This is a genomic window from Kordia antarctica (genome assembly GCF_009901525.1).
Lineage (GTDB): Bacteria > Bacteroidota > Bacteroidia > Flavobacteriales > Flavobacteriaceae > Kordia > Kordia antarctica.
Map to the genome: position 1 here is coordinate 1,192,386 of NZ_CP019288.1, position 18,884 is coordinate 1,211,269.

Annotated in this window: 16 protein-coding genes; all 16 read right to left on the reverse strand. The window is 34.1% G+C overall.

Annotated elements, in window-relative coordinates; translation table 11 throughout:
• Positions 1 to 10 precede the first annotated feature (10 nt).
• Complete coding sequence (locus IMCC3317_RS04710; RefSeq protein ID WP_160128355.1) at positions 11 to 958, reverse strand: YihY/virulence factor BrkB family protein; 948 nt, start codon at positions 956 to 958, stop codon at positions 11 to 13.
• Complete coding sequence (gene nadC / locus IMCC3317_RS04715) at positions 958 to 1,818, reverse strand: carboxylating nicotinate-nucleotide diphosphorylase (protein WP_160128356.1); 861 nt, start codon at positions 1,816 to 1,818, stop codon at positions 958 to 960. Before nadC ends, IMCC3317_RS04710 begins: the two co-directional genes overlap by 1 nt.
• Positions 1,819 to 2,023: 205 nt before the next feature.
• A complete protein-coding gene (locus tag IMCC3317_RS04720) occupies positions 2,024 to 2,464 on the reverse strand; it encodes a nucleoside deaminase (protein ID WP_160128357.1) in 441 nt (146 codons plus the stop codon).
• Positions 2,465 to 2,499: 35 nt separating this feature from the next.
• Positions 2,500 to 4,278, reverse strand: coding sequence for an efflux RND transporter periplasmic adaptor subunit (locus IMCC3317_RS04725; RefSeq protein WP_160128358.1), 1,779 nt, complete (start codon positions 4,276 to 4,278; stop codon positions 2,500 to 2,502).
• Positions 4,268 to 4,750 (reverse strand): DUF305 domain-containing protein, encoded by a 483-nt coding sequence (locus IMCC3317_RS04730; protein WP_160128359.1) that lies wholly within the window; start codon positions 4,748 to 4,750, stop codon positions 4,268 to 4,270. Before IMCC3317_RS04730 ends, IMCC3317_RS04725 begins: the two co-directional genes overlap by 11 nt.
• A gap of 4 nt (positions 4,751 to 4,754) precedes the next feature.
• On the reverse strand, positions 4,755 to 5,465 hold the full coding sequence (locus IMCC3317_RS04735) for a PepSY domain-containing protein (RefSeq protein ID WP_160128360.1): 711 nt from the start codon (positions 5,463 to 5,465) through the stop codon (positions 4,755 to 4,757).
• Position 5,466: 1 nt separating this feature from the next.
• The gene (locus IMCC3317_RS04740; protein WP_160128361.1) at positions 5,467 to 6,051 is read right to left on the reverse strand and encodes a DUF2911 domain-containing protein; all 585 of its coding nucleotides are present in this window, start codon (positions 6,049 to 6,051) and stop codon (positions 5,467 to 5,469) included.
• Positions 6,052 to 6,064: 13 nt separating this feature from the next.
• On the reverse strand, positions 6,065 to 8,569 hold the full coding sequence (locus tag IMCC3317_RS04745) for a heavy metal translocating P-type ATPase (protein WP_160128362.1): 2,505 nt from the start codon (positions 8,567 to 8,569) through the stop codon (positions 6,065 to 6,067).
• Between the two features lie 25 nt (positions 8,570 to 8,594).
• Positions 8,595 to 9,152, reverse strand: a complete 558-nt coding sequence (locus tag IMCC3317_RS04750; protein WP_160128363.1) for a DUF3347 domain-containing protein — start codon at positions 9,150 to 9,152, stop codon at positions 8,595 to 8,597.
• 125 nt (positions 9,153 to 9,277) lie between these two features.
• The gene (locus IMCC3317_RS04755) at positions 9,278 to 10,003 is read right to left on the reverse strand and encodes an acetolactate decarboxylase (RefSeq protein WP_160128364.1); all 726 of its coding nucleotides are present in this window, start codon (positions 10,001 to 10,003) and stop codon (positions 9,278 to 9,280) included.
• Positions 10,004 to 10,006: 3 nt separating this feature from the next.
• Positions 10,007 to 11,194, reverse strand: a complete 1,188-nt coding sequence (locus IMCC3317_RS04760; RefSeq protein WP_160128365.1) for a TolC family protein — start codon at positions 11,192 to 11,194, stop codon at positions 10,007 to 10,009.
• A gap of 169 nt (positions 11,195 to 11,363) precedes the next feature.
• Positions 11,364 to 11,714 carry a four helix bundle protein gene (locus tag IMCC3317_RS04765; protein WP_160128366.1) on the reverse strand — a complete coding sequence of 117 codons (351 nt, stop codon included), beginning with the start codon at positions 11,712 to 11,714 and terminating at the stop codon, positions 11,364 to 11,366.
• 107 nt (positions 11,715 to 11,821) lie between these two features.
• On the reverse strand, positions 11,822 to 15,631 hold the full coding sequence (locus IMCC3317_RS04770; protein WP_160128367.1) for an efflux RND transporter permease subunit: 3,810 nt from the start codon (positions 15,629 to 15,631) through the stop codon (positions 11,822 to 11,824).
• Positions 15,632 to 15,741: 110 nt separating this feature from the next.
• Positions 15,742 to 16,155: an HYC_CC_PP family protein gene (locus IMCC3317_RS04775; RefSeq protein ID WP_160128368.1), complete on the reverse strand. Its 414-nt coding sequence runs from the start codon at positions 16,153 to 16,155 to the stop codon at positions 15,742 to 15,744.
• A gap of 59 nt (positions 16,156 to 16,214) precedes the next feature.
• The gene (locus IMCC3317_RS04780) at positions 16,215 to 16,670 is read right to left on the reverse strand and encodes a pyridoxamine 5'-phosphate oxidase family protein (RefSeq protein WP_160128369.1); all 456 of its coding nucleotides are present in this window, start codon (positions 16,668 to 16,670) and stop codon (positions 16,215 to 16,217) included.
• Between the two features lie 238 nt (positions 16,671 to 16,908).
• Complete coding sequence (locus IMCC3317_RS04785) at positions 16,909 to 18,876, reverse strand: heavy metal translocating P-type ATPase (RefSeq protein WP_160128370.1); 1,968 nt, start codon at positions 18,874 to 18,876, stop codon at positions 16,909 to 16,911.
• Between the last annotated feature and the right edge of the window lie 8 nt (positions 18,877 to 18,884).

Here is an 18,884-nt window from a genome sequence, read left to right on the forward strand (position 1 = left end):
ACATAATACTTTATTTTGTCTCCCTTCTGAGTTTTAACATGTCTAAGGAAGCGTTTAATTCAAATCCTAGTAGTAATATATTTGCATTCAACCAGATATACATCATTAGGATTAATAATGCTCCAATGGAGCCGTATAGTTCGTTGTATTGAGAAAAGTTAGCAATGTATATTCCAAATAGATACGATGTTAAAACGATTAATATCGTTGTGAGTAATACGCCTGACGAAAAGAATTTTGCTCTTCTTCCTTGATACGTTCCAAAGTAATATAAGATTGCTGTTCCTATGTAAACCATGCTGACTAAGAACGTGAATTTTGCAATAGTGATTCCTAATTCATTCCCACGTATTACATCAAAACCTGTGGTTCTTCCTGCAAAGTTACTTAGATATGGAATGTACAATTCTACATATCCCAATACAACAATGGTAAAAATCAATAATAATGCCAAAAGCAAACCGACACTTAATGCGTATAGATATTGCTTGAAGAAGTTTCTCTTTTTTTGAATGTAGTATGAGTTTTCAAACCCAGCAAAGATGGCACTTACGCCATTTGTCATTAGAAATATAGAAAGTAAGAATGTCGTTGAAAGTAATCCTCCGCGTTTGTTTTTTACAATATCTACAATAATTTCATTTAAGAAATTCCCTGATTCATTCGGTAAAAATGAAGTGATTGTTTCTATAAAACTTACTTGAAAACCTTCAATAGGAACAAATGGCAATAGGTTTAAGAAAAATAGTAACGTTGGAAATATTGCCATAAAGAAACTAAATGCAACCGCGCCAGCACGTGAAGTGAACGCGCCATTGATAATTCCTAAAATGTACATTTCTAATAAGTCATAGATAGATAAGCCTTCTAGTCCTGGAAGTTTTATTTTCTTGAGTAAAACTACTAAGATGCCTAGTAGTGGAATTTTGGCTAATTTATCTTCGATTTCTTTAGACATTATTTTACGGCTTTCAAACTCAAATCTAAGTTGTATACAGAATGTGTTAATGCGCCAGACGAAATGTAATTTACGCCGCAAAGTGCGTAATCGCGAATGGTTTTTTCATTGATTCCGCCAGAAGATTCTGTTAGACATTGATCGCCAATAAGTTGAACAGCTTTTCGTGTGTCTTCATAGTTGAAATTATCAATTAAGATTCTGTACACGCCTTTTGTTTGTAATATTTCTTCTATTTCTTTTAAATTACGAGCTTCGACAATGATTTTTAAATCAAGATTATTTTCTTTGAGATATGTTTTTGTTTGTGTAATTGCTTGCGTAATTCCTCCACAAAAATCAATATGATTGTCTTTTAGCATGATCATATCATATAACGCAAACCGATGATTTACGCCACCGCCAATTTTTACTGCCCATTTTTCTAGCGCTCTGATTCCTGGTGTTGTTTTACGCGTATCGAGAATTTTAGTTTCGGTGCCTTCAAGCAATTGTACAAACATGTTTGTTTTGGTAGCAATCGCGCTCATACGTTGCATTGCATTTAGAACTAAACGTTCTGATTTTAGGATAGATTGTGATTTTCCAGTTACATAAAACGCGATATCACCATATTTTACCTTGCTTCCATCTTGAATGAGTGTTTCTACTTTCATTTCAGGATCGACATAGGAAAAGACCATTTTTGCAAATTCAATTCCTGCAATAATTCCTTCATCTTTGACTAATAGCTTGGCTTTTCCCATTGCGGTATTTGGAATACAGGCAAGTGAACTGTGATCGCCGTCACCAACATCTTCACGGATTGCATTTGAAATTATTAATTCTAATTCTTTTTGAAATTGCGTTTCTGAAATCATATTTTGGTATAAAAATAGTATATATACCATTCAAACAACAAATGGTATTTATACCAAAATTGCAACGTTTAAATTGCATATCAAAATTGTAACGCATAATTATTGGAAAATAAAAAGACTTCTTGTAGAAAATGAGAAGCTTCTATTTTAAAAATTAGGGTTGAATTGTATTTAAAAGTTTGAGTTTTTACATCAAAATAACGGATTAAAAACCAATATCTTCATTCCAAAGTTCTGGACGTTTTTCAATAAAGTCTGTCATCATCGCAATACATTCTTCATCATTTAATACAACTACTTCTACTCCATTAGCGCGCAAGTGTTCTTCTGCGCCTAAAAATGTTTTGTTTTCGCCAATGACAACTTTAGGAATCCCGTATAATAAAATAGCTCCTGTACACATTGGACACGGAGAAAGCGTTGTGTAGATTACTGAGTTTTTGTAAACCGAAGCTGGTTGTCTGCCTGCATTTTCAAGCGCGTCCATTTCTCCATGTAATACTACACTTCCATCTTGCACTCTTTTGTTGTGACCTTTGCCAAGTATTTTTCCATTATGAATAAGCACACTTCCTATAGGAATTCCGCCTTCATGCAATCCTTTTTTTGCTTCGTTGATTGCTATTTTTAGAAATTTATCTTGCATTGTTTATTTATTTTGATGTATCAAACTTACAATATTCAATTTAAAACTTGCTTCACTTCACCACAAGTTAACATTGCGTCACCATAATATGGATTCAATACTTTTTCTTCTTTGCTCAACCAATACGCGCCATTATTGCTATTTGCCATTGGACAAAATTCTACAAAGACTTTTTCGTTCACGCCAAATACCTGAACCGCTTTGATTAAATTTGATGATAATTGCATGAAATTATTTCTTTGCGATGTAATATCTGAAGCATTTGAAATTGAATTTGTTGCTGCTTTTATATTTTTTTCTAGTGACATCCAATGATTATGAGCCTTTGTGTCTTTTAAAAGTTTCATGTCAACTTTAGACAAATTATCCACTAGACTTTTTGAAGCTATTCCTGCGCTTTTAGAATCGTCTTTGACTAATGCATCTTTCAATTTGATATAATCATCAAAAACTACTTTTAATTGATTTTGAAAGTCCTTAGACACTTTGATTCGTTCGTTCATATCTGACTGTTTATCAGCATCTTTCGAAATCGTATTTTCCATTCCAAGATGTCCTTCGTGACCAGTCATTGTTTTGCCGCCTTCTCTATTCATCATTGACTTTTTGCCTTGTAATTGTGCAGCGGCATCAACAGTAAATGTTCCGTTTGTAACAATTTCATCGCCAGTATTCAAACCTTCTGAAACTTCATAAGTAGCTCCGATTTGATTCCCTAAAACAACTTCTCGCATTTCAAATACTGGCGAATTTGGATCAGATTTTATATACACAACCGACCGTTTTCCTGTCCATAAAATTGCAGAAGATGGAATCATTACTACTTGTTCTTTACTAGAAGTTATTCCTTTAATTTTTCCTTCCACAAACATTCCTGGCTTAAATACATTGTCTTTATTGGTAAGTACCGCTCTTAATTTCACAGTTCGTGTGTTTGTGTTTAAAACTGGATCTATGAAATCGACAGTAGCTTTGAATTCTTTATTTGCAAATGCCGTAGTTGTGATGGAAATCTCTTGCCCTTTTTTGAACAAATCAATTTGGTTTTCATACACATCGAAGTTTGCCCAAACCGTACTGAGATTTGCAATTTTCAGCAACGGTTGTCCTTGTTTTACAGATTCGCCTTGAGATACTAACTTCTCTGAAACAGTACCTGAAACTGTTGCATACACAGGAAAGTTCTCTTTTACTTTTCCAGAGGTTTCAATTTGACTAATTTGACTTTCAGACAGTTTCCAAAGTTTCAATTTATTACGAACAGCTTTGTACAATGCAGGTTGCGATTGTTTTAAAGATGCAGCAGTAATCAATTCTTGTTGTGCAGCATATAATTCTGGCGAATAAATAGTTGCTAATAGTTGACCTTTCCGAACTTCTTCTCCAGTAAAACTGACGTTAAGACGTTCTATCCTTCCGGAGAAATAACTCACTTGGATTACATTTCCTTCCTCGTTTTCTACAATTTTCCCAGAAAGTTTGATCGCGTTGTTTTCATTTTTACTATCATTCACAACCGACGTTTGAATATTTGCCAACGCTAGTGCGTTTTCAGTTAGCTTAAATTGATCTGCCAACAAACCATCTGCACTGCTTTCGGCAGGAATCAAATCCATTCCACAAATAGGACAATCGCCAAATTCTGGCAACATAATTTGTGGATGCATTGAACATGTCCATAGTTGATTCGTTTCCGCTACTTTGTCTTGATTGTGTTCTGTTTCTGTATTGGAAGATCCACCAAAAAGAAACCATCCTAAAAGCAGTCCTACAGCTAATATTCCGATATATATGAGTATATTTTTATTTTTCATTTTGTAATCTGTTTATCATTACCTTCATTTCTTCAATTTCTTTTCTCTGTGCTTCTACAATATCTTCTGCCAATTTTTTAACTTCAGGGTCTTGAATGTCTGCTCTTTCACTAGTTAATATTGCTATGGAATGGTGCGGAATCATTGCTTTCAACCATAACACATCGCCTACAATTGGGCTTTGCGCTCGTACCAAACCTAATGCGCCAACAAACAATATAAAGCTTCCAATAAGAATTGCCATGTTTTTCTTTTTGTTTGTATACATTTTCAACATAAATAATAACATAATAACTGCCATTGTTGAAATTCCTAAACAAACCATGTAGAAACGTGTTAAGCTAAAATATACGTGATCTATTGCGTAGGTATTCAAATACATGGTGATATACATTGCAATAAATGACAATCCTAACATTAAAAAGAATGTTTTGTAATTTCCTTTGTTTGAATGTTCAGTTGAATTTTCCATAGTTTTATTTTTTGATTTTTTTAATTAATTTTCTAATTCTTGGCGAACTTGTAAACCATAATAAAAAGCCGCTTAATACCGTAATTAATCCCAAGAGGGAAAATGCTCTTAAAACTATCGTATTAAAATTGTCTCTACCGTCATAATCCATTGTGTGCGTCATCCATAAAAAATCGAACCAACGCCAACTCCGATGTCTAACGGTTTGAAACTTCCCGTCTTTTATGGAAACATATGCTTTTAAAGCTTCATCTGTGTCATACGAAATCACATATGCTGGTAATAATTTTTTCCGATATTCATGATGTTTTCCTGCTTCTTCAATTCGAGCAATTGTTGTTACTTTCAAATCATCTTTCATATGAATTTTGGCAACATATAATGCTTCTTTTTCTGTGATTCCGTTTTTAAGTTTTCCGTCAATAGCATTGATTAATTGAGAATTATTAACCCAATAATAAGGCGTTGAATTTAAATCTCGCATTTCAATCGTTTTGATACCATCTTGAATATTTAATTGTGACGGACTTAGTAAGTTGTGAAACGCTTTCGGCTGAAATGCTACATTTTTGAATTGATCGCCGTGTATATCATCAATATTTGTCCAACTAAAATAAAGACCACTAATAGTCCACATGAGAAACTGAATTCCCATAAACAAGCCTAAATAGCGATGTGTTTTTCTAATTTTTAGTGCTGTATGTCTATTGACCATTTTATTGATTTACTTGAAAATTGAATTTGACTGCGACTTTTTCCCAAGCCAAAGAAATGGAACCTTCCGTATCATTAATTTTAGTCACTTTGTATTCCAAATGCTCTGTGATTTCTTCTGAAATAGTTGGTTTTACTTTGAATCGCAATACATCATCCTTCGCATCATATTCATCTTTCCCATGTTGATCCCAATTTGAATTAAAAATAAGTGTCCATTCATCTTTCGAAGGAATCGTAAAAAAACCATATTTTCCTACTGGTAAAATTTTTCCATCAATCGTTAACGCTTTATTAGTTTCAAACCAAGTTGCGTTGTGCGCGCCTGCTTGCCAAACCATATCATACGCTAACAAACCGCCAAATATTATTCTGCTTCTAACGCCTGGCGAAGAATAATCTATATGAATATGAGCATCGCCAATCATTGCCATTGCTGAAGTATGTGGACTTAAAACTTTCTTTTTAGTTGGCACAACTTCTTCTTTAGGATGTTCTGAATGCTCTTGATTTTTTTTGTTCGATTTTTCATTTTCACAGCTTATAAATACTAAAGCTGTTACTAGAATTGTTACTATTGTTCTCATTGGTTTATAGGTTTTAAATTTTTACGGTTCTTAATCTTAATGCATTTACAATTACTGAAACGGAACTAAAACTCATTGCCAATGCAGCAATCATTGGTGATAGTAAAATTCCAAAAAACGGAAATAATACACCCGCAGCTATCGGAACACCTAATGTGTTGTAAATGAGTGCAAAAAATAAATTTTGCTTTATGTTTCTCATTACAGCGTGACTTAAGTTTTTTGCTTTCACAATTCCGTGCAAATCTCCTTTTACCAAAGTTATCATGGCACTTTCTATCGCGACATCAGTTCCTGTTCCCATCGCAATACCAACATCACTTTTTGCCAAAGCTGGCGCATCATTAATTCCATCGCCTGCCATTGCAACTACTTTGCCTTGTGTTTGAAGTTTCTCAACTTCTTTCAACTTATCTTCTGGTAACATACTTGCTTTAAAATCTGCCAGATTCAGCTCAGAAGCTACTGCTTGTGCTGTGTCATGATTATCTCCTGTAAGCATAATTACTGCAATACCTTTGTCTTGTAATTCCTTAATCGCTTTTGCACTAGTTTGCTTGATTTTGTCGCCAATTACCACATAACCAACTACTGTTTTATCAATTGACAAATAAGACACAGTTTTTCCTTGTTGTTGATAGGTTTTTGCTTCTTCCTCCATTTTCGAAGTGATTTCTGCAGTTGCATATTCCATCATTTTAGGATTTCCTAAGGCAACTTCTTTACTGTTAATTGTAGCTTCTACGCCTTTTCCCGTAACTGCACTAAATGCATCTGATTTTAAAATTTCCGCATCTTGTTCTTTCCCATACTTTACAGTTGCTTCAGCTAATGGATGTTCACTATTACTGTTTAAAGAAACAATATATTGAAGTATTTCGCTTTCGCTGAATTTGCCACTGAAAGAACCAATTTTTTCTACGGTTGGTTTTCCTTCGGTAATCGTTCCTGTTTTGTCAATGATTAAGGTATCAACTTTGTCTAGTTTTTCGAGTGCTTCTGCATTCTTGATTAATACGCCATTTTGAGCACCTTTCCCAACGCCAACCATTACAGACATTGGAGTTGCTAATCCTAATGCGCACGGACACGCAATGATTAATACAGCAATTGCATTCACAAACGCATATACATACACAGGTTGTGGTCCCCAAATTGCCCAAACAGCAAAAGTTAACAATGATATTAAAACAACTACTGGTACAAAATAACCCGAAACTCTATCTGCTAAGTTTTGAATTGGCGCACGACTTCTGCTTGCATCGTTTACCATATGAATTATTTGAGATAACAATGTATCGCTGCCAACTTTTTCCGCTTTCATCAAAAAGGTTTGATTGCCATTTATGGTTCCGCTACTTACTTTATCGTCTTTCGATTTGTTTACAGGAATAGGCTCTCCCGTAATCATAGATTCGTCAATCGTGGTATCGCCTTCAGTGATGACGCCATCTACAGGAATTTTATCGCCTGGTTTTACTTTTAGAATATCATTTAATGCAATTTTATCAATGCTAACTTCAACAGCTTCGCCATTGACTATTTTTGTAGCTTTATTTGGTGCTAGTTTTAATAATTCTTTTACTGCCGAATTGGTTTTGCTATGCGCTCGCGCTTCTAAGAGTTGCCCTAAAAGCACCAATGTTAGAATCACCGTTGCTGCTTCAAAATACACGTGAACTGCACCAGATTCCGCTTTGAATTGTGCAGGAAAAATATCTGGAAAAAACATCCCAAATACACTAAATAACCAAGCTACACCTGCGCCAATTCCAATGAGCGTAAACATGTTTAGATTCCACGTTTTTATACTTCTATACGCACGTTCAAAAAACATCCAAGTTGCATAGAAAACCACAGGAATTGATAATGCAAACTGAATCCAATTCCAACTTTTTTGTTCCATAATGTCGTATAATGGATTGTTGGAAATCATTTCGCTCATCGCGATTAAGAATATTGGCAACGTAAATGCTGTTGCTATCCAAAACTTTTTTGATAGCTTTTTATAGCTTTTTTCTTCCGCTGAACTATCTGCTTGCATTGGCACTAAATCCATTCCGCAAATAGGACACGCTCCAGATTCATCTTCTACAATTTCTGGATGCATTGGACATGTCCATTGTTCTGAATTAGTCGTTGATAGGTTTTGTTCTTCAACTAAGTCCATTCCGCAAACTGGACAATCGCCTGGTTTGTCATAGGTTTTATCGCCTTCGCAGTGCATTGGGCAATAAAAAGTGCCTGTTCCTTTCCCAGAGTCCATTCTCACGGAAGTGAAAACCTCATCATTTTTAGGATGTTCTCCTGGCAAATGAATACTGTATTTATCGCCATCATTTTTTAGTGCTTCTTGAAACTTTTCTATCGGAATATGTGATTCCATTTCAATAGTAGCTTCTTTTTTGCCTAAATCAACACTAGCTTTTGAAACACCTTTCACTTTTGAAAGTGTTTCTTCAACGTGACCGCGACAACCGTTGCAAGTCATTCCGTGTATGTGATATGTGTGTTTCATAGATTATTTTTTTGTAGGTTTTGATTTAATTGATTTCTCGCTGCACTTTACCACACTTCAACATTTGACTCCCATAATATGGATTACGCACTTCCTCTTTTGTACTTAACCAAGCAGTTCCGCCATCGTACATTGGGCAATATTGCTCGTATAAAGTGTTTGAAGTACCTGTAATTGCAACCATTTCTGTAATGTCTTTACTTAATGTTTTAAAATGTTCACGTTGGTGTTTGATATCACTTTCAGAAATATGTTCTGCATGTTTTGCAGCATCTTTAATGATTTCTTTTAATTGTGTTTTTTGCGATTCAGAATATTTTGAAATATCAAGATTGCCTAAACTTTTTGCAAGCGTAGCACCAAATTCCTTTGCTTTTGCATTGTCATCAGCTACTAAAACATCTTTTAGGTTGAAATAATCTGCAAGAATTGCTTCTGCTTTTCCATCTTGATCAGTATTCATTGCCATTTCTTGTTTCTCGCCTTCTGTATTGGCTTGCACTTTCTTTTCGTCTTTACAAGACATTGCTGTTAGACTCGTAAAAGCCACTGCTAAAATTGTAATTGTTTTTAAGTATTTCATTTTTTTATTATTTAAATATTATTATTAATTTGTGTGTGTGTTCTTTAATTTGAAAATTATCTACATTTACCTCCGTTGATTGTGAAAAAATGGTTGATTTATAATTAGTATAACTTTTAAATGCTTCATTGTTTTGGTAATTTTAATGTTATCCTGTTGTTTAGTGATACATCGTCAACATGACCTGCAACAGCATTATCTGCCGTTTTAAAATGCATGTGCATATTCGTTGTATGATGCGTAAAAACTGCTTTGTGTTTTGTGGAATAAAATCCTATTATTTCAACATCTTTATTTTTTAATGTGCCGTTTAAACCAGCTTCTTTATGCTTTTTATGATTGTGAATTTTATCTCCATCTTTCCAATTAATTACATGCCAATCTAAAGATGCAACGTTGCCTTCTATTAAAAAAGGAAATGGTTTATCTGTATTGATTCCGCTGTTTTTAGCGATTTCAAAAATCTGTTCTTCCAAATCATTTTTTGTTTTGCTATTTTCTATTTGAAAAGAATCCCATTCTTCAACTTCAGCGTACACTAATAAAGATGCTTTGAGATTGTATGAATCATTAATTTGCAAACTACTATCTGACACAAAACTGTTACTTGGTTCGCTATCGAATATTTGAATTTCACCTTTTAAATTTTCTACAGCGCCAAGTGCATATAAGTGTTTTTTATTTGATAGACTGTCTAAATTAATCACAGATTCAATGTTACCAGACATAATTGTTCTTAACGCGCCTGAATGTTTAACTTCTGTAATTTTGACTTTTTCAGCTTTCGATTGACAAGAAATAACCACAATTCCCATTACTGCAAATACTATTGTATATATTACTTTTTTCATTGTTTAATTCGTTAAGTAATTAATAATTGTTGTTTGCAAATAGTAACTTTTAACCGATTCTATTTGATTCATTTGAAATTTTAATTGCAATTCTTGAATATCTAAAACATCATTAAAATCAATCGTTCCAGTTTCGTAGTTTTTAACTAAAATTTCTTCTGCATTTTTAGCTTGTTTTAAGTTTTTCGCTTGCGTTGCATAACTTATTCTCGCAGAAATTCTATCGGTTGTTGCTTTTTCTAAAAGAGTTTCTAATGCGTTTAAACGTTCTTCTTTTTGTGCCACAATTTCTAGTTGTTGCAATTCGTTTTGCTTGGTTTGAGATTTGTAGCTGTTGTTAAATAATGGAATAGAAACCGAAACCATTGGCATAATAATGTCTTTCCCGTTATCACTGAAACTCATATTTGGTCGTTTTTCAACATTTATATAATCCAATCCAAAACCAATCATCGGTTTGCTTTCTTTTTGATTCAACAATTCTGATTGTTCTATAGATTGATACAACTTATCATATTTCAACAATTCAGGATGCAATGCTAAGTTTTCAGTATTAATTTCAAAATCTTCCGAAGGAATATTCAATTCATTTACGACATTGATTGAAATATCTTTGTTTCGATTTAAAAGCTTGTTAAAATTAGTTTGTTCTGCTAGATATTGTTGACTCAAAACGTCTGATAATTGTTGCATTTCATTTTGACGCATTTGCAATCGCAACACATCTACCGCTGATGCTTTTCCAACTTCGACGGAAGTCAACGCCAATGTTTCATAGGTTTCAAGTAGTTTTATATTCTCTGTCAATATCGCTTGCTTTGCCTTATTCGCATACAAATTGTAATACGATTGCGAAACCGAAGCCATTAGTTTTCTTTTTGCAATCACAATATCTTCATATTTAGCATCTGCTAACGAACTCACATAATTTTCCCGTGCTGTAATATTCCCAAACCAAGGAAGCATTTGCTTTGCAGACACTCTAAAACGTTGCGCTCCAGTTCGTGTTTCTGGTTCGCTCACAAAATACCCAACACCAAATTCCGTGTTTGGAAGCGTATTGACTTCGTTCACTTTTTCGGAAGCAATGTTGTATTGAATTTCGAATTTTTGAATAGTACTATTATTTACAAGTGCCTCATTAATAAGTGTTTCCAATTGTTGACTTTGAACAGAAAGAACAAAGAACATAGAACATAGAACATAGACGCTTTTTGAGTGAAAAGTTCTCTTTGAGTGAAAAGTGAAAAGTGAAAAGTGAAAAGTTAGCTTGTTTGCTTTCTTAAAAGTAGAAAGTGAAAAATTCTCTTTAAGTTGAAAGCGTTGCTTTATAATCGATATGTATGATGAAATTTTCATATTATTTTCCTTTTGAAGTTTTTATTGAGCTAACCAACATTGCGACTAATTCCTTGCAATTACCGTGAAGCAAATTGAATGTTTCTACATCGATCAACTCACTATCTTTTAATAATTCGAGCCAGTATAATGTTTCGTTGCCTTCTTTTAGGGAAATACTCATTTTGTGAATAAAATCAGCTTTACTTTGAGCAAATTCCGCTTCTCTTATGAGTGCGCCAACTGCTGTACCATTTCGAAGCAATTGTTTGCTTAAGACATATTCTCTCTTTTCAGAAACCAAAGCCCGAGATAGCTTTACAATTTTTAAAGCAAAATCATAACTTTTATCTCTCAATATACTCTTCCCCATAATTTTAAATTTTAAACTTCCACAAACAAACTAACTTTTAGCTTTTAACTTTTAGTTTTTCACTTTCAACTATTCACTTTTCACTTTCAACTTATCACTTTTAACTTTTAGTTTTTCACTTTTAACTTAACCCTTCTAACTTTAAACTCTTTCCTCCAACTATACAACACTGGAACAATAAAATAAGAAGTAATATCTATAATCATTCCTCCAAATATTGGAATGGACATCGGAATCATAATATCGCTTCCTTTTCCTGTGGAAGTCAATACTGGCAATAATGCTAGGATTGTTGTCACTGTTGTCATCAAACAAGGTCTGATTCGTTTTGAAGCCGCTTCTAACGTTGATTTCCGAATTTCAGCTATATCTGTCGGATCGTTTTTGTCAAAAGTTTGCGTTAAGTATGTTGCCATTACAACGCCGTCATCTGTTGCAATACCAAACAGCGCAATAAAACCTACCCAAACGGCGACACTTAAATTGACCGTTTTTATGTTGAATAGGTCGCGCATATTTTCTCCAAAGAAATTGAAATTCAAAAACCAATCTTGTCCGTATAACCAAATCATGACAAATCCGCCAGCAAAAGCCACCGTAATTCCTGAGAAAACCATTAAGGTTGTTGCAACCGAACGAAATTGAAAATACAGAATTAAAAAGATGAAAAACAACGCCAAAGGCACAATGATAGAAAGTGTTTTTTCAGCTCGCAATTGATTTTCATACGTTCCCGTAAATTTGTAATTGATGCCTTTTGGGACAATTAATTCGCCCGATTTTATTTTCTGTTGAATAAGTGCTTGTGCATTTTCAACGACAGTTACTTCTGCGAATCCATCTAGTTTATCGAATAATACATAACCGACTAAAAACGTGTCTTCACTTTTAATAACTTGTGGTCCTTGTTCATACTTAATAGTTGCGAGCTCACTCAGCGGAACAGGATTTCCTTTAGAAACAGGAATGTATATTTGTTTCAAATCGGCTGGATTTGCGCGTAATTCTCTTGGATACCGAACACGAATTCCATAGCGTTCTCTACCTTCCACAGTTTTTGTTAATACCATTCCGCCAACGGCAACTTTTAAAACATTTTGAACGTCTTCTATTGAGATTCCATAACGTGCAATTTTTTCTCTGTCAATATCAATTAACAAATAGGGTTTTCCAACAATACGATCTGCAAAAACAGCTTCTTGTTTCACACCTTCAGCTTCTTTTAAAATAGTTTCTAATTGAACTCCAAACGCTTCTATTTGCTTTAAATCTTGTCCTTTTACTTTGATTCCCATGGGCGCGCGCATTCCAGTTTGAAGCATTACCAATCGGGTTTCTATAGGTTGTAATTTTGGTGCAGAAGTCACTCCTGGTAATTTGGTGACTTTTACAATTTCATTCCAAATGTCGTTTGGTGATTGTATTTCTGGTCGCCAATTGCGGTAGAATTCTCCATCATTATCTTCAATTAATTGTTGTTTTGCATTGACAGATTGCCACGCTTCACGCTGTTTCGCTCGCAATGACGTTCCGTTTTTTAACACATATGCGCCATCTTCATTTACTTTGTAGCGTTGTCGTTTTCCATGTTCGTTCAGCATATATTCAGGTTTGTACTGAATCATGTTTTCGTACATAGATAATGGCGCAGGATCTAGCGCAGATTCCGTTCGTCCAGCTTTCCCAACTACTGTTTCAATTTCTGGAATACTGGCAACTGCCATATCTAATTGCTGTAAAACACGCTTGTTTTCTTCCACGCCCGAATGTGGCATTGAGGTTGGCATTAATAAGAACGAACCTTCATTTAGCGATGGCATAAATTCTTTACCTGTGTTTTTGAAGATCAGAAAACCGCAAACTAATAGCGTTACAGGTATTGTTAAGAATAGTAATCTATTTGCCAAAGCCCATTTTAAAATTTTTGTATAATATATTTTGAAGATTGAAAATGTTCCTAACAATCCAAAACAGATGATACTTACAAAAATGAGGTTCAGAAAGATGCTTTTGTCAACTCCTAGCGGACGCCAATATTCAGCCAATAGAAATATAATTGCAAGTGCTGAAATGATAATATTGATGAGGTTTCTAGAAAGTGAAAAATGAAAAGTGAAAAGTGAAAAGTGAACCTCCGATTTCTCAAGATACATACTTACTATTGATACTATTCCAAAAGCAATCACAATGAATCCTAACCAAAAACCGTAGATTATTGCCGTAATTCCGATTAAGATTAATAAGATGTTAATTAAATATCTGAATGATTTCTTAATATTATTCTTTCTAAATAAATACGCTGCAAATGGCGGAATTAGAAACAACGCAACAATTAAAGAAGCCGTTAATGCAAAGGTTTTTGTAAAAGCTAATGGTCTAAATAGTTTTCCTTCGGCACCAATCATCGTAAAAACGGGAATAAAACTAATAATCGTTGTCATTACTGCGGTTACAATTGCACCTGAAACTTCTGCCGTAGCGTTGTAAACAATCTGGTTAATTGATAGTTTCTCACTTTCAACTAACTTTTCACTTTTAACTTTTAACTTTTCACTTAAAGAAAGCTTTTCACTTTCAACTTCCTCATCCAAATGTCGAATAATATTTTCCGAAAGTATGACGCCAACATCGACCATTGTTCCAATTGCAATTGCAATTCCTGATAAAGCGACAATGTTTGCATCTACGCCAAAGAGTTTCATTGCGACAAATACCATTAATACGGCAACTGGCAATAATCCTGAGATTAATAACGAAGCTCGAAGATTAAATACCATGAGAATAATTACGAGAATAGTTATTAAAATCTCAAGTGTTAATGCTTCATTTAGTGTGCTTAATGTTTCTTCTATGAGTTCTGTTCTGTCGTAAAAAGGAACAATGGTTACTTGTGAAGTTCGTCCGTCGGATAAAACTTTGGAAGGCAATCCTGGGCTTAATTCACTAATTTTTTCTTTTACATTGTTGATGACTTCCATCGGATTTGCGCCATATCTTGCCACTACAACTGCGCCAACTACTTCTGCGCCTTCTTTGTCTAATATGCCTCTGCGTGTTGCTGGACCTAACGAAACTTTTCCTATATCTTTGATTTTGATTGCTGTGAAATCTTCGGAAGTAACGACTGCATTTTCAATGTCAGTAATCGATTTTACATATCCCAAACCACGCACTAAATATTCCGCTTGATTGATTTCCAATGTTTGTGCGCCAATATCTTTATTGCTTTCCTTTACTGCTTTTACAACTTGGTCTAAACCAATATTGTATTGTCGCATTAATTCTGGATTGACATCAACTTGATATTCCTGAACATATCCACCAATGGAAGCAACTTCCGAAACGCCACTTGCAGATGATAACGCATATTTTACGTAATAGTCTTGAATACTCCGTAATTCCTGTAAATCCCAACCGCCAGTAACGTTTCCGTTTTCATCTCGACCTTCCAACGTGTACCAAAATATTTGTCCTAATCCTGTAGCATCTGGTCCTAATGTTGGGTTTACATCTTCTGGAAGTAAACCACTTGGCAATGAGTTTAGTTTTTCGAGAATTCTACTTCTACTCCAGTAAAATTCTATGTCTTCTTCAAATATGATATAGATGCTTGAAAACCCAAACATAGATGAACTACGAATCGTTTTTACGCCCGGAATTCCAAGTAAAGAAGTCGTTAAAGGATACGTAATTTGGTCTTCAATATCTTGCGGAGAACGTCCATCCCATTTTGTGAATATGATTTGTTGATTTTCTCCAATATCAGGAATTGCATCTACGGCAACAGGATTGCTTGGTAAAAATCCCGTGTTCCAATTAAAAGGTGCGTTTGTAATTCCCCATCCTACAAAAAAGACAAGTATTAAGACTGCTACGAGTTTATTTTCTATTAAAAATTTGATGCTTTTATTTAGCATTAGCGTTGAATATTTAAAACAATTAGACATTCGTGTTATGAAAATACTGAATACAGAAAATTATCCTAGTGGAAAATATCCATAGGAAATTGGTTCTATTGTTTTAAAAATCAAATTAAATACATCTCGTCAATCTTGTAGATTTGCCTGACGACGACTGGCGGTTTGTATTGTTGGTAAGAAGTTGTGTTTTCGTTTAAACTTTCAAAAAGATTGATATAAGAATATACGAATGAAGTTATAAATATGTGTTGATCAAAAGAAATTTTGTCTACGGAAAGTTGCAATTCATTTTGAGCATCTTTTACTATTTGCTCATCATTACAGCAATCTTTTTGAGTCATGCTACATCCTTCTGTTGATGGATTTTGCATTTCCATTCCGCAAGTTTTCACATTCTGAAATATTGCAGTATCTACTAAAACATCTCCACAATAATGCATGTTAACAACAAACGACATTGTAGCGAATAACACTACAAAAGCCATTGAAATTGACATTATTTTATGGAATAGTTGTTTCATAATTGCGACAAAGATACGAAAACTTTATCAATCACGTTTTTGAAATGTAATTTTAGGAATTAATTGCTGCGCATTCTTCCTGTAATTTCTTCTATTTTGATTAAAAATACTATTGGAACATCATCTTTCGCTATTTTACTTGAAAATTGATTGATGAAGTCTAACTTTTTATGTTCTTTAGTAATGATTAAATCTTTCACACCTAATGAAAAATCGTGAAGATACGCTTTGGCTTCGCTTCCTTGAAGTTCTTGATACGTTCCATGAACTAGAATTGTGTTCCAATCATTTACAGAATTAATTTTGGCAACTTCCAACGCCACTTCATTCATTTTGCGCATGGCAGTTATTTTGTGACCTTCGGCAGAATAACCAATAATTATATTTCGCTGTTTGTCAAAGTAATACGTAATTGGCGCAATAAATGGTCGGTTTTTGTATATGTAAGCCAAATGCCCAATATAATTCATTTCTAGAAGCTTATAACTTTCTGTTTCGTTGAGTGTCTTAATCATAGTATGAGTTTATAAGTTTAAGCTAAATTATTTATAACTAGACTTTGAAACTATGATTTTTGTCAGTTCTATTAGATATAAGATCGCTACGCTTTTAGAATCAAGAAACAAGACTTAATTCTAACTATCTGATAATTTGAGTATTAAATAAACACTCAAACTTCAATTGTAAATTGACGTTGAGGCATTTTGAATATTATTAATCGAACACTAATGATTATATTTAATCATTCTAACTCTACTCCATATCATACCGAAGTAATCGCAATGCGTTTAGAACTACAACAATTGTTGATCCTTCGTGAAGTGCCACGGCAAATCCGATATTGGTAAGTCCTAAAATTGTAATCGGAACTAATAAGAAAACCATTCCCAAGCTGATAAAAATATTTTGTTTTATAATTCGCTTCGATGCTTTACTAAGTCCAAAAACAAACGGTAGATTTTCAAGTTTGTCAGACATCAATGCAACATCGGCAACTTCTAAAGCAACATCGCTTCCTGCTGCGCCCATTGCTACACTTACCGTGCTTAAAGCCATTGCTGGCGCATCGTTAACGCCATCGCCAACCATTGCAATTTTTTTATCACGCAGTAATAATGCTTTTACTTCGGTCACTTTATCTTCGGGCAATAGGTTTCCTTTGGCTTCTGTGAGTCCTATTTGCTTTGCAATCGCGTCACCCACATTTTGATGATCGCCAGTAAGCATAATCATGTGTTTGATGCCAATTTCGCGCAAGCGTTTTAAGGTATCTTTTGCCGTTTTTCGAGGAACATCCATTACGCTTATAAAACCTATAATTTTATCTACATAGGCAACTAACATTACCGTTTCTCCATTTTGTAACAGGTTTTCCATTTTGGAGATAATAATTTCATCAATATGAATTCCTTCATCTTTCATGAGTTTTACATTTCCGATAAAAACTTTCTTTTCGTTATAAAAGGCTGTAATTCCTTTTCCTTGAATTGCTTTTACACCAGAAGCTTCATTCTTAGCTTCAATGTTGTATTGTTTTTTTATAGCTGACGCGATGGCTTTAGCAAGCGGATGATTGCTCAAGCTTTCAACTTCAAGCACTAATTGTAAAAATGTAGCTTCGTCAAAATTTTCAACAGGAATGATGTTTGTCAATGTTGGTTTTCCTTCGGTAAGCGTTCCTGTTTTGTCAAACGCTATGGTTGTAATTGCGCCTAAATCTTCTAACGCTTTTCCACCTTTTATTAATACTCCTTTTTGTGCTGCTCGTGCTATTCCGCTTAATACCGCGCTTGGTGTCGAAATTGCCAAAGCACATGGACTTGCAGCGACTAATACTGTAATTGCTCTGTATAAACTTTCATTGAAACTTTCATCAATAATAACATATGCAAAACACAATAAAACAACAACTATTAAAACGATCGGAACATACCATTTTTCAAACTTTTTGGTGAGTCTTTGCGTTGGCGATTTTTGCGTTTCTACTTCACTTACCATTTTGATCAATCGGGCAACTGTAGAATCTTTACTGAGTTTCAAGACTAATACCTCTATACTATTATCGCCATTTATAGTTCCAGCAAATACCGTATGTTTTTTATCAATTTCATGAAATTCAAGTAGATTCTCCATCGTGGAAATACTCGTTTTATCAACTGGAATACTTTCTCCTGTGATTGGTGCTTGATTGATCGTACTATTTCCTTTAATTACAACACCATCGGCAGCAATTTTAGTATTTGGTTTTACAACAATTACATCGTTTATTTTTAAATCTATAATAGGAATTTCTTCAAATTTTCCGTTTCTTTTTATTAGTGCAGTTTTTGGCGATAAGTTTCCTAAGGCTTCAATTGATTTTTTGGCTTTGTCCATTGCATAATGTTCCAAAGCATGTCCTAAACTAAACAGGAATAATAGCAAACATCCTTCTGCCCAACTTCCAATATATGCGGCTCCAATTGCAGCGGCGATCATTAAGAAATCTATTTCAAATTCGCCTTTGCTTACTTTTTTAAAAGCCTCAATGCTAATGAAATATCCTCCAAAACCGTATGAAATAATATAAAGGATTAGCGGAATAACGCTTGCTGTAGCTGTTAATTTTTCAATTAAATATCCCGATACTAAAAAAACACCACATAATATGGAGAAATACAACTCTGTATTTTTACCTAAAATTAAATGATGTGTGTGATTTTCTTCTGATTTATTTGACATAATTGTGC

Coding starts and splice junctions, on each gene's coding strand:
- IMCC3317_RS04710 (WP_160128355.1), bottom strand. CDS start 958: ATGTCTAAAGAAATCGAAGATAAATTAGCCAAAATTCCACTACTAGGC.
- nadC (WP_160128356.1), bottom strand. CDS start 1,818: ATGATTTCAGAAACGCAATTTCAAAAAGAATTAGAATTAATAATTTCA.
- IMCC3317_RS04720 (WP_160128357.1), bottom strand. CDS start 2,464: ATGCAAGATAAATTTCTAAAAATAGCAATCAACGAAGCAAAAAAAGGA.
- IMCC3317_RS04725 (WP_160128358.1), bottom strand. CDS start 4,278: ATGAAAAATAAAAATATACTCATATATATCGGAATATTAGCTGTAGGA.
- IMCC3317_RS04730 (WP_160128359.1), bottom strand. CDS start 4,750: ATGGAAAATTCAACTGAACATTCAAACAAAGGAAATTACAAAACATTC.
- IMCC3317_RS04735 (WP_160128360.1), bottom strand. CDS start 5,465: ATGGTCAATAGACATACAGCACTAAAAATTAGAAAAACACATCGCTAT.
- IMCC3317_RS04740 (WP_160128361.1), bottom strand. CDS start 6,051: ATGAGAACAATAGTAACAATTCTAGTAACAGCTTTAGTATTTATAAGC.
- IMCC3317_RS04745 (WP_160128362.1), bottom strand. CDS start 8,569: ATGAAACACACATATCACATACACGGAATGACTTGCAACGGTTGTCGC.
- IMCC3317_RS04750 (WP_160128363.1), bottom strand. CDS start 9,152: ATGAAATACTTAAAAACAATTACAATTTTAGCAGTGGCTTTTACGAGT.
- IMCC3317_RS04755 (WP_160128364.1), bottom strand. CDS start 10,003: ATGAAAAAAGTAATATATACAATAGTATTTGCAGTAATGGGAATTGTG.
- IMCC3317_RS04760 (WP_160128365.1), bottom strand. CDS start 11,194: ATGTTCTTTGTTCTTTCTGTTCAAAGTCAACAATTGGAAACACTTATT.
- IMCC3317_RS04765 (WP_160128366.1), bottom strand. CDS start 11,714: ATGGGGAAGAGTATATTGAGAGATAAAAGTTATGATTTTGCTTTAAAA.
- IMCC3317_RS04770 (WP_160128367.1), bottom strand. CDS start 15,631: ATGCTAAATAAAAGCATCAAATTTTTAATAGAAAATAAACTCGTAGCA.
- IMCC3317_RS04775 (WP_160128368.1), bottom strand. CDS start 16,155: ATGAAACAACTATTCCATAAAATAATGTCAATTTCAATGGCTTTTGTA.
- IMCC3317_RS04780 (WP_160128369.1), bottom strand. CDS start 16,670: ATGATTAAGACACTCAACGAAACAGAAAGTTATAAGCTTCTAGAAATG.
- IMCC3317_RS04785 (WP_160128370.1), bottom strand. CDS start 18,876: ATGTCAAATAAATCAGAAGAAAATCACACACATCATTTAATTTTAGGT.